Genomic DNA, 18363 nt, shown 5'->3' with positions numbered 1-18363 from the left:
GCTGCCCGCTCTTCAACAAAAACAGCAACCGATTAGATGCCGGTTGCTGTCATGAAGTTTTTAAACTGTAGTCGTCCGAATTCAATTCAGAGGTCCCAGTTTTGAAGCTTTAAAATATTTGCCATTTACTTTTATTGCCATTTCTTGATTGTGATCCTTTCCACTTATTTCAAACAACTGACTTCCCGTTGGTAGACGTCGGTCATTTGAATCCCCATTTTTTTTCGGCATAGGAGTTACTTGTCTTTTAATTTCTCCAATCTGCTTGCCGATTTCTTCTACGGAAACTTCTTCTATCGAATATCCATACAGGATATTATTCCAAGCAACGGCGCTTGGATAACTATCCGATGAGTTCGATCCATTATTACTACAGCCTGCCGCCAAAAAAGACACCAACAAAACTAAGAATATCATCCTCACCGGTTCCACTCCTTTACCAAACTAATGAAACTATATCCTATATATAGACAAAAATTTGTCCTCTTTAGCTTAATGGATGTTTCTTGAACCTCCCTTTCATTTTCCAAACCATTATTAAGATCACTACTACGAAAACAAAAGCGAATATCAGCAAGTACTTATATTTCCATTCAGGTTCAGATAATCGGTCTAGGGTTTGAATCTCTTTGCTTGCCTCGGTTATCAATTTATTTCCGCTACAAAGACTGGTTGTTTCTTTTCCTTTAGAATTGAATGTGTAAATTAAATACTTGTTTCCTACTTCAAATTCAGTTCCACACATACCATTGAAACCACTATATACGTAACCATCTGTAAGCGTACCTTTCCAAACCTTATCCGCACTAAAAATGTTTCCGCCTTCAGTATCTTTACTAACCAATGTACCTGTGAATATGACGCTAGCTTCTTCGTATTTTTGTTCAATACTTGGAGAACTGCAACTACATGCAAACACCCTATTAGGGCGTATTACATTTAAGCTGATAACAATACAAATCAATATAAGAACAGATAAGATTTTTTTCATTCAAACGATCACCCCATCCCCGTTTGTGTAGTCAATAGCTCGACCATCCTCCATTGAACATGGTTCGGCTAAGTAGAATTTCAAATAAGTCTCCGTTTTCTGCTTCAAAGTGATTTTGAATCGGCGGGCCCGTTTCCCACTCAAGGATACGTATATTATGCTTCTCTGACCATTCACCAGATGTGAACAAACTTGTGCTGTTCATCCGGCCTTCTTTTTTTGAAATTAGGGGACTGCTTGGATAATTCTGTTTGTAATTGCGATCCTTGTCGGGATCTCCCATCAGATATTCGGCGTGGCCTAGGCTAAAAAAGATCTCGATTTCCACGTCTCCTTCTTTCGTTTTGACAAGGGTCAATCGATCTGCTCCGCTGCTTTTAAGCGTTAGCTTCCACTTGCGGAATTTTCCGTTCCCTTCGTTCCAACCTGTCCCGTCATACTCACCAATTATTGTGTCCCTCAATTCGTGGCGCTGACCGTTCATTATGTATACCGCATGCAGGGGAAACTCAGCATACTTTACAGCCGGTTTTGGCGGTTCCGGGTAAACTGAATTTACAAAACGAGAGAATAGAACGATCAGCAGGGCGGGTACAGCAAGAATCAGGAGGGGAATTAGCCAGTATCGTATGTTCCTGGTTAGTTCCTTTTTCAAAAAAATATTTCCCCCTCTCGATAACAAGTAGTCCAACTTAATATTACCACATATTGTAACTACTCTACCCTCTAACCGCTAGTTAAAAGGAATGACCAATTTCTAGTTAAATGGTTCTATAAAAGTTAGAACTTATTAAACAGTTAAACTCGATTTATCATAGACACATGGGAAATGAGTAATAAGTATAAAAGGAGGTATTCATTTGAAGACCAGCAACCGAAGCATTCTAAATACTCTATATATTCTTTCTGGATTATGGTTTCTAGTGTTCTTGCTTGGACAAGTTTCTCTTGCTGTTATCGTCTTCCCTCCTTTACTCTTCTTTGCATTTGCTTTTCCGGGGATATCGCTAATGGCATCCTTTTACTACCTTTTCACTAATAAAAAATGGAACGTGGAGAGAAAAATAGCCGCTTGCTTCTTTGCGCTTCCGGTCATTATTATACTTATTAAAACTGAATAATGGAGTTGTCGAACATTCTCGACGCGCAATTTACATCCGTAAACAAAAAAGGCCGCGATTTACGCGGCCGCTAATGAGATATTCAAGAGCTCTTAATAAGCTCCTTACGTATTATATATATTTTCGCATTCCTTCACGGTAGGTTGATAGAAGCAGTGCTTCTTCCAGCGTCCTACAAGCGGCTGATCATACCACGTTGGCGGGCATGGGCCTGGATTTTCGAACGATCCCGGACGGAAATACCATAGAGAAAATTCGCCTGGCCAATTCCGCTCCCCATTGACAGACCGTTGGGCCAGACGGCGTTCCCTGTCTCTTGCGCCTTGATAGTACAAACTATGCTGCAACGCTTCGAATGCATGAGGCTGCTCAATCATTTGGGGAATTGTCCGGATATTCTTAAAATCGGAGCAATTTCCTCTTATTCGGTTAATGCCAACATTTCCAACAAGCAACATGCCCATTTCGCCTTCGGTCTCAGCTTCAGCACGGAGTAACCTTGCCAACATATCGATATCCCGACTCCTGGCTTTTACAACTGCCATTGACTCACCTCTTTAGCTTTCTAGACACATCATATTATAGGCAAAGCGGAAGTGTTACTCGGACCGAAAATAGCGCAAAAAAATCAGACTGCATAAATGAACAGTCTGACAAATTTGTATTTTTAAGCATGCTATACCTTATAAGCTCGCATCGCTTTCCGAAGCTCTTTCCAGCTTGGACGCTTACCGTAAAGCAAGACGCCGGTACGGTAGATCTTCGCTGACAGCCAGCCTGCTCCATAAATGCTTACGAGCAGGATCGCGATGGAGACAATAACCTGCCAGATTGGCGGGTTGGCGAGACCAACGCGAAGCAGCATGACGAACGGCGAGAAGAATGGGATAAACGAAGTGACTTTTACAAGCATCGTATCCGGGCTGGAAATGCTGAACGTGGTAATGTAGAAGCCAGCAAGCGACAGCATGGTAATGGGCATAACCGCTTGGCCCAGATCCTCGGTACGGCTGACAATGGACCCAACGGCTGCGAACAAAGTCGCGTACAACAGGAAGCCCATCACATAGAACAGCAAGCCATATACCAGAAGCAACGGATCTACCTTCGTCAGGTCGATATCGTATTGCATAAACGCCGAGTTGTTATGCGGCAGGTTGATGTTGATAATGACAACAACCAAGTAAGCTACAATTTGCGTTAGGCCAACTACAAACATCCCGAAGATTTTGCCAAACATTTGTTTTAGAGGCGATACGCTGGTGACGATGATCTCCATTACGCGCGAGCTTTTCTCCGCCGTAATTTCCGAGGCAATCATCTGGCCGGAGACCATAATACCGAAGAAAAGCAGCAGCAGCAGGAAAGTAACAAAGCCCATGTCTACGCCTTGCTGAGATTCGGTCTTGCCATTGCCTGCTCCGCCTGCGCCATCGCTTGCCGCAATCTGCATCGTATTAATAACGACTGGATTTAGCAGCATGGATCTTTGCTGTTCCGTTAATCCGCTGTCCTTGAGGACAATGTCGGTTTTTACGATTTGAATGCCTTGCTCCAGCGCCTGCGACGTTTTCTCGTCCATCAGCTTCTCGGATTTATAGGTTACCGTCGGCAAGCCCGTTTCGTTGACCGGACCGAATAATAGATAGCCTTTAATTTTCTTGTTCGCTACGGCATCTTTCAACGTCTTTTCGTTTTGCTCCGTCGAGCCTGTATCCGGGTACTCAATCAGCTTGATTGCCGGCTTCTCCTGGCTTGCGTACATTTGGCGCAGCTGCTCCGCGATTTTGGTCCCTTCCACAGCACGCGCATCGATGGCATAACCGATGTTGGCTGCTTTATCGCTGTTTTTATCGAACAAAGAAATGATATAAGGCAGGTTCGAACCGACACATAAAATGACGACAAAGATCAGCGTAGTAATTAGAAAGGATTTGCCCTTAAACTTGTTCTTCATCGTAAAGCCTGCTACCGTCCAGAAACTATTCATGCAGATCACCGCCTACCGCTTTAATAAAGATTTCGTTTAATGTCGGCTCCATAATCTCGAATTTATGAATGGTCGTCTGCTCAAGAGCATGGCGCAAAATATTTGCCGCCGCGCTTTCCTCCGCAATCCCAACTACGTAGCCGTATTCATGCTTCTGTACACCGGTTATCCCGCTCAGCCCTTCAAGGCCTGTAACATTGCCTTCCGTGCGCAGGACTACCTTTTCCCGCGGATAACGTTTCTTGATGTCTCTTAAGCTGCCTTCCAGCACCGGATTCGACCGATGAAGAATCGTAATGTTGCGGCATAGCTCTTCGACATGCTCCATCCGGTGCGTCGAGAACAGCATGGAGGTACCCGAGTCCCTCAATTCCTTAACCGTAGACTTCAATAATTCCACGTTAACCGGGTCAAGACCGCTGAATGCTTCGTCCAAAATAACGATACGCGGTCGATGTATAACCGAAGCGATAAATTGGATTTTCTGCTGATTGCCTTTGGACAGCTCCTCGACTCTTTTGCCGTAGTATTCGGGGACCTCGAACCGGTCCAGCCAACGCTTAAGGTTGGCATCCGCGTCCTTCTTGTTCATTCCGCGCAGCTGCGCCAAGTAGATCAGCTGATCGCTTACCTTCACGCGCGGATATAGTCCGCGTTCTTCCGGCAAGTAACCCAGCATTTTTAGCTGTTCCTGCGTGTACGGCTGGCCGTTATACAAAATCCTGCCCTCGTCCGGGTAGATCAGCCCCAGCACCATCCGCATCGTGGTTGTTTTGCCGGCGCCGTTGGCTCCCAGCAAGCCGTAAATTTCCCCTTCTTCCACCTCGAAGCTGATTCCGTTAACCGCTGTCTTCTCCCCATACTGCTTATGCACCCGATCTACTATCAATGGCTTCATTTTCTGTTCCTCCTAAAAAGATGATCACACAAACAACCAGGTCTAGTTGTTCGTGATGATTCTTACTTCGAAAGCATAGGCTTAAAGAATGATCACACTTCGGATTCTCTAATTAACTATGACCGGAGCCGCGTCCGTTCCTGCTCGACCAATATAGCCAAAATATCGTCCAGCTGCAGCGCCTGACGGTGCGTAATCGTAATGCCCTCTTGTCCGCACCAGTCCTCAGCATCAGGAGCCATGCGTGTAATAACGCGGAGCATGCCTCCGCCTGCTTCCTCAATCCCGCAATGTCCCGGCATGACTTGCACCCGCTTGCGGCTAACCTGCTCCCCATGCACGTAAAAAGCATGCCAGCTGCCGAACAGCTCATCCTTCTCGTATACGCCAAGCACGCGCCCATGTATCATAAATACGATATAATCGGCTAGACGCTTCACTTCTTCAACGATATGGGAAGCCATCAGAATCGTTCGGTCGCCAGGCTCCATATAACGGTGAAGAACCTCAATCATGGTCCTCCAGGCTAACGGATCAAGTCCCGACGAAGGCTCATCAAGCAGAAGAAGCTCCGGGTGATGGGAAAGGATTAAAGCGAATTCATACTTGCGCCTCATCCCCTTCGACATTTTGCCTAGCTTGATGCTGTCATCCACCTCAAATAACCGAAGCAGCTCCTGATAGCGGTTCACATCCCATTCGGGATACCACTTCTTCACGAATTCCGTCTTGGAAGAAGCCTTCAGCCTATCATCATGCGGGGAAAATAACTCCGGCAAAAAACCGACTCTCGCCTTCGTCTGCCAGTCATCAGCCTCGGCAATGTTTTTCCCCAGAAGCTTGATCTCCCCTTTTTCGGGCTTTATCAAATCCAGAATAAGCTTGAAGGTCGAGCTTTTTCCGGAGCCGTTCGGCCCTACAATGGCCGTCACATAACCTTTAGGTACTTCCAGCTGAATAGGTCCCAGTTGAAAATGCGTCCGCCGCAGCTCTACTTCCGTCAAACTTACTGCATGGTCGGTCATCTTTCACCCTCCAATTTTCGATCCAGCACTTCCTGGAATAGCTTTGTTAGTTCTTCCCTGGTGCATTGCACTAGCTTTCCGGCTTCCACCGCCGCCTCGAGCGCTTCCGTAACCGCGTCCAGACGGAAGCGGTCCATCGCATTCTGCTCGATCCGGGCTACATAGGTTCCGGTTCCTTGCTTTGTCCGGAGAAGCCCTTCATTCTCCAAATCCTGATAGACCCGGCGCACCGTAATGACACTGCATTTGAGCAGCTGCGCCAGCTCCCGGATGGAGGGCAATAAAGCTCCTTCCTCCAGCTGCCCGCTTACGATTAGCGCTCTTAGCTGTACTTCAATCTGATAATAGAGCGGTTCCGCGCTTTGTTCGTTAATATGAATTGGCAGCCACACAGTCTCACCTTCTTCCAAATCAGGAGCTTACCGAAATCTTTTTCGTATAGTGACGATTCTTAAGCCTTTTTTTGATAATCATATAGCCCAAGTACATGGTAATTGCACACACGAGGAATGCGGCCGCCGTATACCACCAATGTCCCTTCTCCAGTCCGTCCAGTAGGCCAAGAACGATACCTGCTTTGAAAAAACCAAGCACCGCGCAAATCGCCACATAGACGACAACGCTGATATAACAGAACATCGCATAAGCTTTTCCCGTATGCCCGATTTCAAAGTACACGTACAAAACGGCCATCGATAAAGCATAGAAATACCAGAACAATGCGAACAACAGATAAGCTCCGACAGATAATTGGTCTTGCAGGCGGCCAACCAGTATATACTGCGTAGTGAAAAATAACGTCAGCACCAATGCCAGCACGATAACCAGCTGCAGCATTCTTCCGATGACAAGATGGGAGAGAGGAATCGGCAGCGTTCGCCATTCTGCCAGCTTGCCGGTGAAGGTATCCTCCCGCCAGAAGCGCATGGTTGTCTTATTCATCACAAAGGCCAGGCTTGGAAAAGTAACAATAAAGATCATATCCAGCACCCAGGACATAACGCTCTCCGTATCGTTATAGACCGCCATCGTAATTAAAGCCAGATATAGACTGAATAAAAAGGTAAACAGAATTCCCATCCAATCCCGCGTAAGTTCATGCTTGGCAATATGCCAGGCTCCTTGCCGTAAATTCAAATGCCCCTCTCCTTCCTAAGCACAGTCATTATACTGTGTATATCCATATACACAGTATATACACAGCAAGGCTATAGAGTCAACAGATTTTACCATTTTAAATAAAAAAAGAGAGTATGCCTCATGCTCTCTGAGACATACTCACTCATCTACTACCAACCAAAAATCGCATCAATAACCGGCTTGGTATGACCGCCCGGATACATCATATAGAGAAGGATATACACGGCAACGCCTGTAATCGCCGTAAAGAACCAAATAACCGAAGTAACTTTTCCCCACTTCCTGTGCTTTGCGTATTTCTCCCTGAAGCCCAGCACCAGCGTTGTTATGCCAAATACGGCTGCAACCGTTGCAAGAACGATGTGGAACAACAAGAAGGTTAAGTAATAAGGCTTCAAGCTATCCGGTCCACCCCACTCCGTATTGCCGACAAGAACGGTACGGGACGAATAGATAATGAAGAAGATAAGCGCCGCAATAGCCGCGGCAATCATGACTTTCTTATGTTGATCGAGCTTCCGCTTAATAGCCAGATTCCAGCCGATCGCGACCAGAATCGCGCTTATTACGATAAAGCTCGTGCTGATCGTAGGAAAAATTGTGTACTTGTCCAATGCTATCCCACCTAAAAAAGATTCTTGCTTCTTACATTTAAAATGAGAACGCCACATACTATCCGCTCTATTATACCGTGCCTTTGTTCATGTTGGACAGATCAATCGGCGTTTCATTTGTCGCATTTGTTACATCATCGTCCTTATGCTCGCGTTTAAACCAATGGAAGAAAATATAAGCCAGAATAACGCCGTACATGAACTCTTGCAGCAGCTTCATAACGATGCCGCCAAGCTGCTGATCCTCTTCCGGGCTCGACAAAATATTAAAGAACTGCGGGCCATCGAACAAGACAAGCAATTGAGATGGATTATTGACGCAATACCCCATTGCTTTTACCCAGACAGTGGGATCGCTATAAACGGCATACATCGGATCCTTAGCGAAAATAATAAAAGCACAAGCCGGCGTCAACAACACGCCGTTTGCAAATACATAAGCCATCTTTTTCAGATCGGTCAATCGATTCCATTCCGGAACCGGATTCGCGATCTGTGCCCACATCAACATGGCAGCAACAAGCAGGATGAAATAAACAAGGCGGTGCAGCCAGAAATGCGTCATGACATAATCGTTTAGAAGCGGTACATGATACAGTGAGAACAGCATATTAAACGTTAGAATTGCTGCAATCGGATGCGTCATAAAGCGCAGCTTCTTCCAGCCTTGGGCAGCGAGCATTCTCTGCCAGATAAAAGCGGGTACCGAGAGCAGCAGCATAGGCGGCACAATCAAATAAGAGACGGACATGTCTATCATATGGAACGTAAACATCATGTGGCCCAGCAAGCTGAATGGGCCTCCCTGCACAAGGTAGAACATGACCGCTGCGCTCACGAACATGATTTTCTGCCAGACTGTTGCCTTATCCGCGTGCGGTGCATGCTTCTCCCGCCATGGTCCAATCAAATAGAAGTAGAGTATCACAACGGCGATCATGAAGAACAGAAACCATGGGGTCCACAACTCTTCAAAGCTGAAATATTGTAAGCCAAGCATCGATGGCAGCTCCTTTCAAATATCTGCAAAAAAGGAGGGCCCGTAACTGTGTTGGGGACCCTCCTCTTTTCAATTATGCAATAATGTTACCACCAAGCCCAATATTCTGCCATGATGACACATGTGAATACAACGAATACGCCAAACAGGATACCGATTATCGCGAACGTATGGCCGCGATCCTTCATATGCATCCAGAACGCCATCTGTACAAATACTTGCAAGATTGCGCAGCCGATAAGAATGATGTAGATGAAGTCGGTGTTAATCTCACCGCCGGCGACTGCCGCAAAAGCGATCAGTGTCAACAAGATCGAGAAAATAAAGGCAACGATGTGTTTCTTAGGTCCTTCAACCTTATGACGAACCGGACGTTGTTCCTCCGTGGTATGATTGCTTGCCATGGATTAGCCCACCTTTCCCATCAGGTAAACGACGGTGAAGATAAATACCCAGACAACGTCGATAAAGTGCCAATAGATTCCAGCCACGTATGCTTTTGGAGCAGTTGTAACCGTCAGGCCTTTCTTCAGCAATTGTCCGATCAGAAGCGAGATCCACACGATACCAAACGCTACGTGAGCGCCGTGGAAGCCAACCAATGTATAGAAGGAGGAGCTGAATGCGCTCGTTGTAAATCCATGTCCTTCATGAACGTAATTCGTAAACTCGTAAATCTCCAGGCCAAGGAAGCCAAGACCGAGAATTACCGTAATGACCAGCCACCAGACCATTGCCTTTACCTTATGCAGGTGAAGAGCTTGCGTTGCGAATACGCTCGTCAGCGAGGAAGTCAGGAGCAAAGCCGTTGCAAGCGCAACGAGCGGAAGCTCGAACAGCTCTTGCGATTTCGGACCGTCGAGCACCTGGTCGCGGAGAGCAAGGAACGCCGAGAAGAGCGTTCCGAACAATACCGTTTCCGCGCCAAGGAATAACCAGAAACCAAGAATCTTATTGCGACCCTCGAGGGTTGCTTTTTCAGGCTCATGAGGCAATTGGCCTTCAGTATGGGAATGTGCACTCATGCTTTAACCCCCTTATCTTGCAATTCTTCTGGTTCGATATGGAAGCCGTGATCATCGATCAGGGAACGGATAATCATACAAGTAAATGTAATGATTAGACCGATACCGCCTACCACAAATCCTGCTTCAATACCTGCGATTTTACCCCATTCGCCATGCGAGTACATGAGACCGAGACCCGTAATAAACAAGCCGATCGCCATAAACAATGGCAGAATGGACGGGGATGGCATATGGATCGAGCCGATTGGTTCAGCCGGCGTCATTTCTTTATGACCATCCATTTTTTCTTTCCAGTATGCATCGTAACCGCGAACAAGCGGCGTTTGCTTGAAGTTGTATTCCGGAGCCGGCGAAGGAATCGTCCACTCCAGCGTACGGCCGTCTTCCCAAGGATCGTTTGCTGCATTTTTAGGCTTGAACGCCGTAATGACAACATTCAGAAGGAAGAAAATCGTACCCAGACCCATCAGCATGGCGCCGATCGTACTGATCAAGTTCAATTCGTTAAAGCCAAGGCCGTCCAGGTAAGTCCAGATCCGGCGCGGCATACCCATCAGACCAAGGAAATGCTGCACGAAGAACGTCAGATGGAAGCCGATAAAGAAGGTCCAGAACGTCAGCTTAGCCAAACCTTCATTCAGCATGCGGCCGAACATCTTAGGCCACCAGTAATGAAGACCCGCAAAGAGGCCCAATACTAGACCGCCAACGATAACGTAGTGGAAATGCGCTACGACGAAGTAGGAGTCGTGGTACTGGAAGTCGGCAGGAGCCGCTGCCAGCATGACACCGGTCACACCGCCCATTACGAACGTTGGGATAAATCCTACGGCAAACAGGTTTGCTGCCGTGAATTTAATGGAACCGCCCCACAGCGTGAACAGCCAGTTAAAGATTTTGATACCTGTCGGTACCGCGATCAGCATCGTTGCGATGGAGAACAAGCCGTTCGCAACCGGTCCAAGACCTGTCGTGAACATATGATGCGCCCATACCATGAAGCCCAAGAAACCAATCAGAATCGTAGCGAAGACCATCGAGCTGTAGCCAAACAACCGTTTACGCGAGAACGTGCTGACAACCTCGGATATAACGCCGAATGCCGGCAGGATCAGGATATAAACCTCAGGATGCCCGAAGATCCAGAAAATATGCTCCCAGAGAACGGCATTGCCGCCGCCGGAAGGATCAAAGAAGTTAGCGTCAAATACGCGGTCGAACATGAGGGCCGCAAGGCCAACTGTCAGTGCAGGGAAAGCGAACAGGATCAGTGCCGAAGTAATGAATACAGACCATGTAAACATCGGCATGCGCATGAACGTCATTCCCGGAGCGCGCATATTAATAATCGTTACCAAGAAGTTGATACCGCCGACCAGTGTACCAATACCCGCAATCTGCAAGCCGAGTACGTAGTAGTCAAAACCATGGTCGCCGTTAAAGGTACTGCCCGAAAGCGGTGCATAAGCTGTCCAGCCGCCGTCCGGAGCTGCGCCGGTAAACCAGCTGACATTCAGCAGGACTGCGCCAAAGAAGAACGTCCAGAAACCAATTGCGTTTACGAACGGGTACGCAACGTCGCGTGCGCCAATCTGCAGCGGCACAATCGCGTTCATCAATGCGAAGATGACGGGCATCGCTGCAAGGAAGATCATTGTAGTACCGTGCATCGTAAGCAGCTCGTTATATGTATCCGCACTAACGAAATCGTTAAGCGGTTTCCACAGCTGAACCCGAATGAGAAGTGCTTCCAACCCGCCGACCAGGAAGAAAAAACCGCCGGCGATTAAATACAAAATACCGATTTTTTTGTGGTCAACCGTTGTCAGCCAGTCCATCAGGCCGGAATAACGTTTAACCGCATGTCCATGAGCCAAGGTAGGTACCTCCTTTAATCACCGATGATTATTGTTGATAGTCGAGAGTCAATTCCGATAAATATTTAGAAATTCCGTCAAGCTCTTGTTGAGTAAGGTCAACCTTAGGCATCAGCGTGCCAGGTTTTACAGCCGACGGATCTTCAATCCAGCGATGCAGGTTGTCGTAAGTCGAACCTTCGTTGGAATATTTCGGATCATCAGTGTTAACGAGAATACCACCGACAGTTTCACGGCTGCCGATACCAGTCAGGTTAGGGAATGCCGGACCGCCTTGATCGCCTACAGCGTGGCAAGTCAGACATTTGCTGACAAATGCTTCTTTAATAGCCGGGTCGCTTGGAAGCGCAACCGGAGCTTGCAATGCAGCAGTCCAACGGTCAAACGAAGCCTCGTCCACCGATTTTACTTTAAAGTCCATCAAGCCGTGCGAAGGTCCACAAAGCTCGGCGCATTTACCTAAGTAAACGCCTTCTTTCGGAGCTGAGAAGTACATAATATTAACGTTAGCTCCAGGGTTAGCATCGATTTTACCGGCAAGAGACGGAATCCAGAACGAGTGAAGAACGTCTGCTGATTTCGCTTCGATAGAGATCGTCTTGCCTTTAGGAATGACTAATTCCTGTGCAGTCTTGATTCCGAGTTCGGGATACTCGAATTCCCACCAATATTGGTGAGCGGTTACAACAACCTTAACCGCCTCCGGATCTTTTGTGTGATCCTTTGAGAGGTTAAATACCGATTGGATAGTTGGTACGCCCAGGATGATCAGCAGGATGATCGGAATGACCGTCCAGATAATCTCCAGCTTATGGTTACCTTCCACTTGTTTCGGAATGGTGTTGTCACCGGGACGTCTGCGGAAACGAATAATTACATAGAAAGAAATCGCAAACACGACCACAATCACGATGAGCATGATTGAAATCGCCAGCTTCATCAGTCCGAACTGCTCTTCCGCTACAGGACCTTGGGGCCTCAGCGTGGACAAGTCACTTCGTCCGCATGCCGACAGCACGAGCACCATCAAGGCCAGAAGCGGTGCAAGCTTTCTAAAAAACTGCCACCGATTCATCAATAATCAACCCCACTTTTGACGTTTTCGCAGATGCTAACATCTCAGTAATAATGCGGCAAACTGCGTGTTTCACAGATGTTATGACAACTACTGGAACTAAATCACTTAATTAAATATAAAGTTGCTGTACTTATTTGTCAATGTTCCACAGAGAGTTCACAAATTGTTCTCAAAGCTGTCAAAAACTCAGGTTTTTCACGGTTTCGCGGCTTTGACAAAGTGAATGTAAACATGCTTTGCACACACGGTTTCCCTACCCTACATTGTGCACCAAACCCATGGTCAATTATGTATGGCGGCCAAAGTGTATATTTCATCGTTCCCTACAAACCCTAATCCTATAACTGCCCGAATGGAGGCTGATTTCCTTGAACAGACGAGTATCCGGATTATTGATGATTTCTTGTTTATTGATAAGCATGACTGCAGCCTGCGGTTACGAAAAGAACATCCAAAGCAGCGATCACGATTACGGAAGCCGGAAAACCGGTGACGCCAAAATGCTTGGGGGCAAAATGTACGGCACTTCTTCCGCCAACAATCCCCGCCAGCATGACAATGCCTTTTTCGAATACAGCAACAAGCTCTCTAATGAAGTATCCAAGCTTGGCGGAGTTGGCTCGGCCATCGTTATGCTCACCGACAAAAATGCTTATGTAGGCCTTGCTCTCGATTGGTCGGCAGTTGGCACCAAGAGTGCCGGGCATACCGACGAGCAGGACCGCAGCGGTTCCAGCGAAGGCGTGTACAATCACGACACTGGCAGTCAACGCTGGGATAACCGTCATCTGGTAACGCCGTATAATTCCCTTTTCACGGTTAATGATCACAGCATGCTGTCCGAGGAGCTGAAGCAGACCGTAGCCGTAAAGATCAGGGAGCTTGCTCCGGCTGTCCAGGAGGTGCACATCTCGGCCAACATGGATTTTGTGAATGAGCTTAATGAATACGCGAAAGAAGCATGGATGAATCATTCCCTTACTCCATGGCTGCAGGACTTCAACACCCTGGTGAAATACCAGTTTGCGGGCGGTGAGATTATGCCGCAGAAGATTAAGGATTACGATAATATGCGCGCCAAACAAAAAAACGGAGAATCCATCATTCCGACCCATTAATGAATTTCCAAAAAAATCTCTTCTATTATATATGCAAAAAGGATCAGGTTGCCCTGATCCTTTTCATTTGATTGACATTCCGCTTGATAAGCAGGCCGCAGCAAGCCCCGATGAACGACAAAGCCGACATACAAGCGTATAGAGCGGGTCCTCCTATCCAGTCAAAAAGCCATCCTCCCACCGTCGAGGATATGATGCTTGATATCCCGAACAGCAGCATCGCGAGTATGGTTTGCCCGGTTGCTTTCCATTGTTCCGGAATCAAGGTGTACAAATATTGAATGGATGCCGCATAAAACAAGACGAACGAAACGCCTTGCAGCAGCTGCAGCCACACAATGGCAACCGAATTATCCAGCCAGGCCGACAATGCAAAGCGCAGCACATAGAACAACGCCGCTATGGAGATGACCTGCAATTCCTTGCCCGGTTTGATGAACCGGTTAATGAGAGCGAAGAATACCACCTCCGCCAGCGTCATAATGAACCAGGCCAATCCAACCATGCCTACCCCTCCGCCAAGACTTTGCACATACAAACCGACGTAGCTGTCATTCATCCGGTGCGGAATGGCGATCAGAAGCACAAGCAGCAGAAATTGCACCGTGCGCTTGTCCTTTAAGAATGGCCTCATGTCCCGCCAAGCTACCGGCTTACCGGCTGCAGGCGTTTCGGGCAGCATGGCGCAGAGCAAAAAGGCAAGAGCGCCATAGGCGGCAAACAAGTACATAAAGCTGCTCATCCCGTACCGGTCACCGATAAACCCTATTATATAGGAAGCGACAGCATACCCAAGCGCGCCATACATCCTGACGGTACCAAAACCAATCCCCGCCTGTTCCGCCAAGCGGTAATTCATGCTCTCCGTTAACGGGTCAGCCGGCATCAGGAAGAAATACATCGCAGCCGTGAGCGCAAACGCTGCCGGCATAAGCGATATGGAGAACAAGGCCATCCCAAGTCCAATTGAAGCAATGAGCAGGATCAAGAGCACAACCTTGACCGTTTTGTATTTATCGCTGATCATTCCCCATAACGGCTGGGAGACGACTCCGATGATGCTGCCCGTCCCGAGAATAACCCCGATCTCGGATGCCGAAATCCCCTTCTCCGCAAAGTATAACGGCAGGAACGATAGAAACATGGCAAACATCGAAAAATAGAAGAAGTTGTAACCCCTAAGCAATACAATCCTCATAACTGATCTTTCGTCCCTTCATTAAAACCTGAACCCATCATACCTTATTTTAATGAAGGAATACATTCGAAATCCGATTAACGAAGCGGAGCAAACCCTTTTATCTCGGCGAGAATTTCGTCAGCGCGGGCAAGAACTTCTTCCGACAGAACAAGTTCCGTAGCCCCCAGGTTCTCTTCGATTTGCGACGGCCGGCTTGAGCCGATGATTGCGGAACTAACTCCCGGCTGGCGCAGCACCCAGGCCAAGGCAAACTGCGATAATGTACCGCCAATCTCGCCCGCCAGCTGCTCCAGCTTTTGAACGCAGGCCAATACATCCTCCCGCATGTAGCTGTTGATGACGAAGTTCGTGCGGTCGTTTGCCGCCCGGCTGCCTGAAGGGGCAGCTTGTCCCGGCTTGTATTTCCCCGTCAATACGCCCTGCGCCAAAGGGGAGAACACGACCTGCCCGAGGCCCTCCCTCTCGCTTACCGGCAGCACTTCCTTCTCGATATAACGCTCAATCATATTATAGATCGGCTGATTAGACACCAGCGGGCGAAGACCAAGACGCTTCCCGATTCCAACCGCATCGGTAATTTGCGCGCCCGTCCACTCGCTGATGCCCGCATAAAGCACCTTGCCGGAAGCAACCAGATCGTCCAATGCACGAAGCGTCTCTTCCACCGGTGTCTCCGGGTCGTAGCGGTGGCATTGGTACAGATCAATATAATCCGTGCCTAGACGCTTTAAGCTCGCATCGCATTGCTCCAGGATATGCTTGCGCGAAAGACCGCGGTCGTTTGGACCCGCATCCATCGGGAAATACACTTTGGTTGCCAGCACGTAGCTGCTGCGCCGGAATTCCTTCAGCGCTTCCCCCATAACCTTTTCGGCTTCTCCCCGGTTATAGGCGTTTGCCGTATCAAAGAAGTTAATCCCGTTCTCATACGCATACCGGATACATTCTCTTGCCGTATCCTTCTCCGTTGCGTCGCCATATGTAAGCCAGCTACCAAGTCCAATCTCGCTAACCTTTAATCCGCTGCTGCCGAGTCTTCTGTATTTCATCCTTTAACTCCTCCTCGCCCAATCTCTATCAAGGCTAAGTGTAAGCCAGGCCGTATTCTTTTTAAAGTAGTGAATGTTTTTTTAATTTATTATTTCTATTATATATACTATACTGGAAGTAACTTTGGCTCGTTAAGAAAGAAAGGAGCTTTAATGATCATGAACGCGAATAATTATATTCCGAAGGAACCGGAAACGATTGAATGCAATATCGAGAAAACGCTGGACGTCATAGGCGGCAAATGGGCATTTCTCGTGATCAGAGAGCTATTCTGCGGCACGAAAAGATTCGGAGAGCTTCAGCGTCTGATACCGGCGGTAAGCCCTCGGGCACTGACCAGTACGCTTCGCCACCTGGAGGAAAAAGGCGTGCTCGAACGGCATGTATTCCCGACCGTCCCCGTTACGGTTGAATATACGCTTACGCCAAAAGGCGAAGACCTGCATGCGATTTTGAAGCAAATGAAGCTGTGGGCAGCCAAGTGGACCTAACAGTTTCTTACTTTTCCTTGCTTTTTCTGGCGAGTGATTGTATACTATAAAAGTTGTGTTATATTTAACCCCTGTATATCCCTCCAAAAAACAGAAAAATTCATGATTTCCTCGAATTTCGATTTTTCTTTTTCTGTTAATTCCAATCCTTACGTACAGTAAGAACTTTGATTCACACTGGCGCGGTCTAGGAGCCGCAAGGACGGAAGAGAGGCAGGGCTTTCGTTGTTTTAAAGTATGCTTACAAGCTGCTTTGTCCGTTACACAAAGCAACCCAGAGTATGCGCAAGATGATCATCTCACATAAATCTTGTTGCAATTAACAAGGGATATGAACCACGCGGTCAGCCTAATGCTGCATGAAATACAAACCGCCGAGGTTAAATATAAGGTACACAAGTCAACGGCACCCGCTTAAGGGTGCCGTTATCCATTTCTAGCTGTTTTTTCCCCTTGCTTCAATTCCTTTGCCGTACTCCTTGAAGCTCATAAAGACGCATAATACAAGGAAGCAGATAAACAAGGTGGAACCTATATCGCCATAAATTCCCCGCATATTGCCAACCATCGTACCCCCAACCACGGAGGCGATCGCCCCGACCAGCGTCAGCCATACCCCTATTCCGTAGCCGGATATTCTCAGATCGGGCGGCATGCTTTTTTTCTTCCGAATGGCAAGTCCTATAAATAAGCTTCCGAGGAACAGGATCTGCACGCCAAACGATAAAGGCAGCATGCCGAAAGCGTAAAACAACGACACCTCATCCGTATTATCAAAAGAAATGGCCGCCAGGATAGTAATCACGATCCCCATCGGCAAATTGATGAAATCGAATTTCTTTTTCTTCGTGTAGGACGCAATCCCTGTCAGAATGGCTATGTACAGCGCAGCGTATTTGATCAACAGAACAGGCACGTATAGCGAAATAAGGAACAGGTCGATTCTGTCCAGGAAGTCCGTAATGTGAATCTGCTGCACCAGGATCCAGCCGATGTAGAGCACCCTTGAGGATAGAATCGGACTGACCACGCTAACGACGCAAAACAGCCAGATCGTTAGCATCATAGCGGAGTAAATGACGCCCATTTTCATCGCGATATAAATATCGCGAGGCTTCCTTACATGATGCAGGAAGGACCCGAATATAATCAAATCCGTGAAGGAGCCTAAGGCAAGCAGCCCCCCTTTTAACGGCTGGGCTACGCCGCCGCTTAGAAAGGGCTTCAGCTTCTGCATATCAATCTCGTTTAGGAGCAGCAGCGGTGTAAGGGCAAACAGGGAAAGAAATAACGTAATAAACACCACGTTCGTCCGGAATAAATGCTCCATGGAGCCTCCAGCATAGTAGGACAACAGAAGCATCGTCATGAGCAAAATGTAGATTTGCGGCGTCCGCAGCAAAATGGAAGAGCTGAAAAAGTCGCTGTATATGCGCAGCTGACTAATCAAATCCAGCATTAGATACGCGATTAGTATACCGTTCAGCAGCCCGCCAAGCCATTTGCCGCAGGAATACTGCATCATTTCGTACATGTTTTTTTCCGGATTGAAGCGCATCAGCCTCCACAGTAAATAGCCCATAAAGATACCGTACGGAATCGGAAATAAATAAGCATACCAGGCATCCTGCTCGGAAGCCATCGTAAGGGCCGTAGGCATCGTATTCATATTGGAAGCAATCAGCAATGATCCTACAAGCATTGACATCTGCATGGTCGTAACTTTCATCCGGTCCTGCAT

At 47.6% G+C, this 18363-nt stretch carries 21 protein-coding genes; 3 read left to right on the top strand and 18 right to left on the bottom strand.

The genetic code is table 11. The features are described from left to right. Nucleotides 1-81 precede the first annotated feature (81 nt). The 3 genes from FHT67_RS20895 to FHT67_RS20885 form a co-directional block, all read right to left on the bottom strand. Nucleotides 82-423: a hypothetical protein gene (locus FHT67_RS20895; protein ID WP_132310730.1), complete on the bottom strand. Its 342-nt coding sequence runs from the start codon at nt 421-423 to the stop codon at nt 82-84. A gap of 64 nt (nt 424-487) precedes the next feature. Next, nucleotides 488-991 carry a hypothetical protein gene (locus FHT67_RS20890; protein WP_167201169.1) on the bottom strand — a complete coding sequence of 168 codons (504 nt, stop codon included), beginning with the start codon at nt 989-991 and terminating at the stop codon, nt 488-490. Nucleotides 992-1022: 31 nt separating this feature from the next. Further along, a complete protein-coding gene (locus tag FHT67_RS20885) occupies nt 1023-1646 on the bottom strand; it encodes a hypothetical protein (protein WP_167201168.1) in 624 nt (207 codons plus the stop codon). Between the two features lie 205 nt (nt 1647-1851). On the opposite strand from FHT67_RS20885, the gene FHT67_RS20880 reads away from it, so the two are divergent. After that, a complete protein-coding gene (locus tag FHT67_RS20880; RefSeq protein ID WP_167201167.1) occupies nt 1852-2112 on the top strand; it encodes a hypothetical protein in 261 nt (86 codons plus the stop codon). Between the two features lie 104 nt (nt 2113-2216). On the opposite strand, the gene FHT67_RS20875 is transcribed toward FHT67_RS20880, so the two are convergent. From FHT67_RS20875 to coxB, 12 genes are all read right to left on the bottom strand, one after another. Then, a complete protein-coding gene (locus tag FHT67_RS20875) occupies nt 2217-2657 on the bottom strand; it encodes a cell wall hydrolase (protein ID WP_132310738.1) in 441 nt (146 codons plus the stop codon). A 131-nt stretch (nt 2658-2788) separates the two neighbouring features. After that, nucleotides 2789-4102 carry an ABC transporter permease gene (locus tag FHT67_RS20870; protein WP_167201166.1) on the bottom strand — a complete coding sequence of 438 codons (1314 nt, stop codon included), beginning with the start codon at nt 4100-4102 and terminating at the stop codon, nt 2789-2791. Then, complete coding sequence (locus tag FHT67_RS20865) at nt 4095-5000, bottom strand: ABC transporter ATP-binding protein (protein WP_167201165.1); 906 nt, start codon at nt 4998-5000, stop codon at nt 4095-4097. Before FHT67_RS20865 ends, FHT67_RS20870 begins: the two co-directional genes overlap by 8 nt. Nucleotides 5001-5116: 116 nt before the next feature. After that, on the bottom strand, nt 5117-6025 hold the full coding sequence (locus FHT67_RS20860; protein ID WP_167201162.1) for an ABC transporter ATP-binding protein: 909 nt from the start codon (nt 6023-6025) through the stop codon (nt 5117-5119). Next, nucleotides 6022-6417 (bottom strand): GntR family transcriptional regulator, encoded by a 396-nt coding sequence (locus FHT67_RS20855; protein ID WP_132310746.1) that lies wholly within the window; start codon nt 6415-6417, stop codon nt 6022-6024. The genes FHT67_RS20860 and FHT67_RS20855 overlap by 4 nt, the downstream gene beginning before the upstream one ends. 19 nt (nt 6418-6436) lie before the next feature. Next, nucleotides 6437-7162, bottom strand: a complete 726-nt coding sequence (locus tag FHT67_RS20850; protein WP_167201160.1) for a hypothetical protein — start codon at nt 7160-7162, stop codon at nt 6437-6439. Between the two features lie 152 nt (nt 7163-7314). Further along, nucleotides 7315-7779: a DUF420 domain-containing protein gene (locus tag FHT67_RS20845; protein ID WP_132310750.1), complete on the bottom strand. Its 465-nt coding sequence runs from the start codon at nt 7777-7779 to the stop codon at nt 7315-7317. A 70-nt stretch (nt 7780-7849) separates the two neighbouring features. After that, on the bottom strand, nt 7850-8779 hold the full coding sequence (ctaG, locus tag FHT67_RS20840; protein WP_132310752.1) for a cytochrome c oxidase assembly factor CtaG: 930 nt from the start codon (nt 8777-8779) through the stop codon (nt 7850-7852). A gap of 86 nt (nt 8780-8865) precedes the next feature. After that, the gene (locus FHT67_RS20835) at nt 8866-9183 is read right to left on the bottom strand and encodes a cytochrome C oxidase subunit IV family protein (RefSeq protein ID WP_015846850.1); all 318 of its coding nucleotides are present in this window, start codon (nt 9181-9183) and stop codon (nt 8866-8868) included. Nucleotides 9184-9186: 3 nt separating this feature from the next. Further along, entirely contained in the window at nt 9187-9804 is a 618-nt protein-coding gene (locus tag FHT67_RS20830; protein ID WP_132310754.1) for a cytochrome c oxidase subunit 3, read from the bottom strand. Then, nucleotides 9801-11645, bottom strand: coding sequence for a cytochrome c oxidase subunit I (gene ctaD / locus FHT67_RS20825; protein WP_132310957.1), 1845 nt, complete (start codon nt 11643-11645; stop codon nt 9801-9803). Before ctaD ends, FHT67_RS20830 begins: the two co-directional genes overlap by 4 nt. 67 nt (nt 11646-11712) lie before the next feature. Further along, nucleotides 11713-12759 carry a cytochrome c oxidase subunit II gene (coxB, locus tag FHT67_RS20820; RefSeq protein ID WP_015846853.1) on the bottom strand — a complete coding sequence of 349 codons (1047 nt, stop codon included), beginning with the start codon at nt 12757-12759 and terminating at the stop codon, nt 11713-11715. A gap of 371 nt (nt 12760-13130) precedes the next feature. Here coxB and FHT67_RS20815 point away from each other — a divergent pair, with 371 nt between their 5' ends. Next, nucleotides 13131-13880 carry a hypothetical protein gene (locus FHT67_RS20815; RefSeq protein WP_132310756.1) on the top strand — a complete coding sequence of 250 codons (750 nt, stop codon included), beginning with the start codon at nt 13131-13133 and terminating at the stop codon, nt 13878-13880. Nucleotides 13881-13923: 43 nt separating this feature from the next. Here FHT67_RS20815 and FHT67_RS20810 read toward each other — a convergent pair whose 3' ends face one another. Beyond that, nucleotides 13924-15078, bottom strand: a complete 1155-nt coding sequence (locus tag FHT67_RS20810) for an MFS transporter (RefSeq protein WP_167201158.1) — start codon at nt 15076-15078, stop codon at nt 13924-13926. 77 nt (nt 15079-15155) lie between these two features. Continuing rightward, on the bottom strand, nt 15156-16130 hold the full coding sequence (locus FHT67_RS20805) for an aldo/keto reductase family protein (protein ID WP_132310760.1): 975 nt from the start codon (nt 16128-16130) through the stop codon (nt 15156-15158). 153 nt (nt 16131-16283) lie between these two features. Here FHT67_RS20805 and FHT67_RS20800 point away from each other — a divergent pair, with 153 nt between their 5' ends. Continuing rightward, complete coding sequence (locus tag FHT67_RS20800; protein WP_015846857.1) at nt 16284-16622, top strand: winged helix-turn-helix transcriptional regulator; 339 nt, start codon at nt 16284-16286, stop codon at nt 16620-16622. Between the two features lie 436 nt (nt 16623-17058). Here FHT67_RS20800 and FHT67_RS20795 read toward each other — a convergent pair whose 3' ends face one another. Further along, the gene (locus FHT67_RS20795) at nt 17059-18363 is read right to left on the bottom strand and encodes a GerAB/ArcD/ProY family transporter (RefSeq protein WP_132310762.1); all 1305 of its coding nucleotides are present in this window, start codon (nt 18361-18363) and stop codon (nt 17059-17061) included.

Source organism: Paenibacillus sp. BK720, assembly GCF_011761545.1.
Classification (GTDB): domain Bacteria; phylum Bacillota; class Bacilli; order Paenibacillales; family Paenibacillaceae; genus Pristimantibacillus.
The sequence above is the reverse complement of the archived record's forward strand: the minus strand, read 5'-3'. Positions and strand labels throughout refer to the sequence as shown.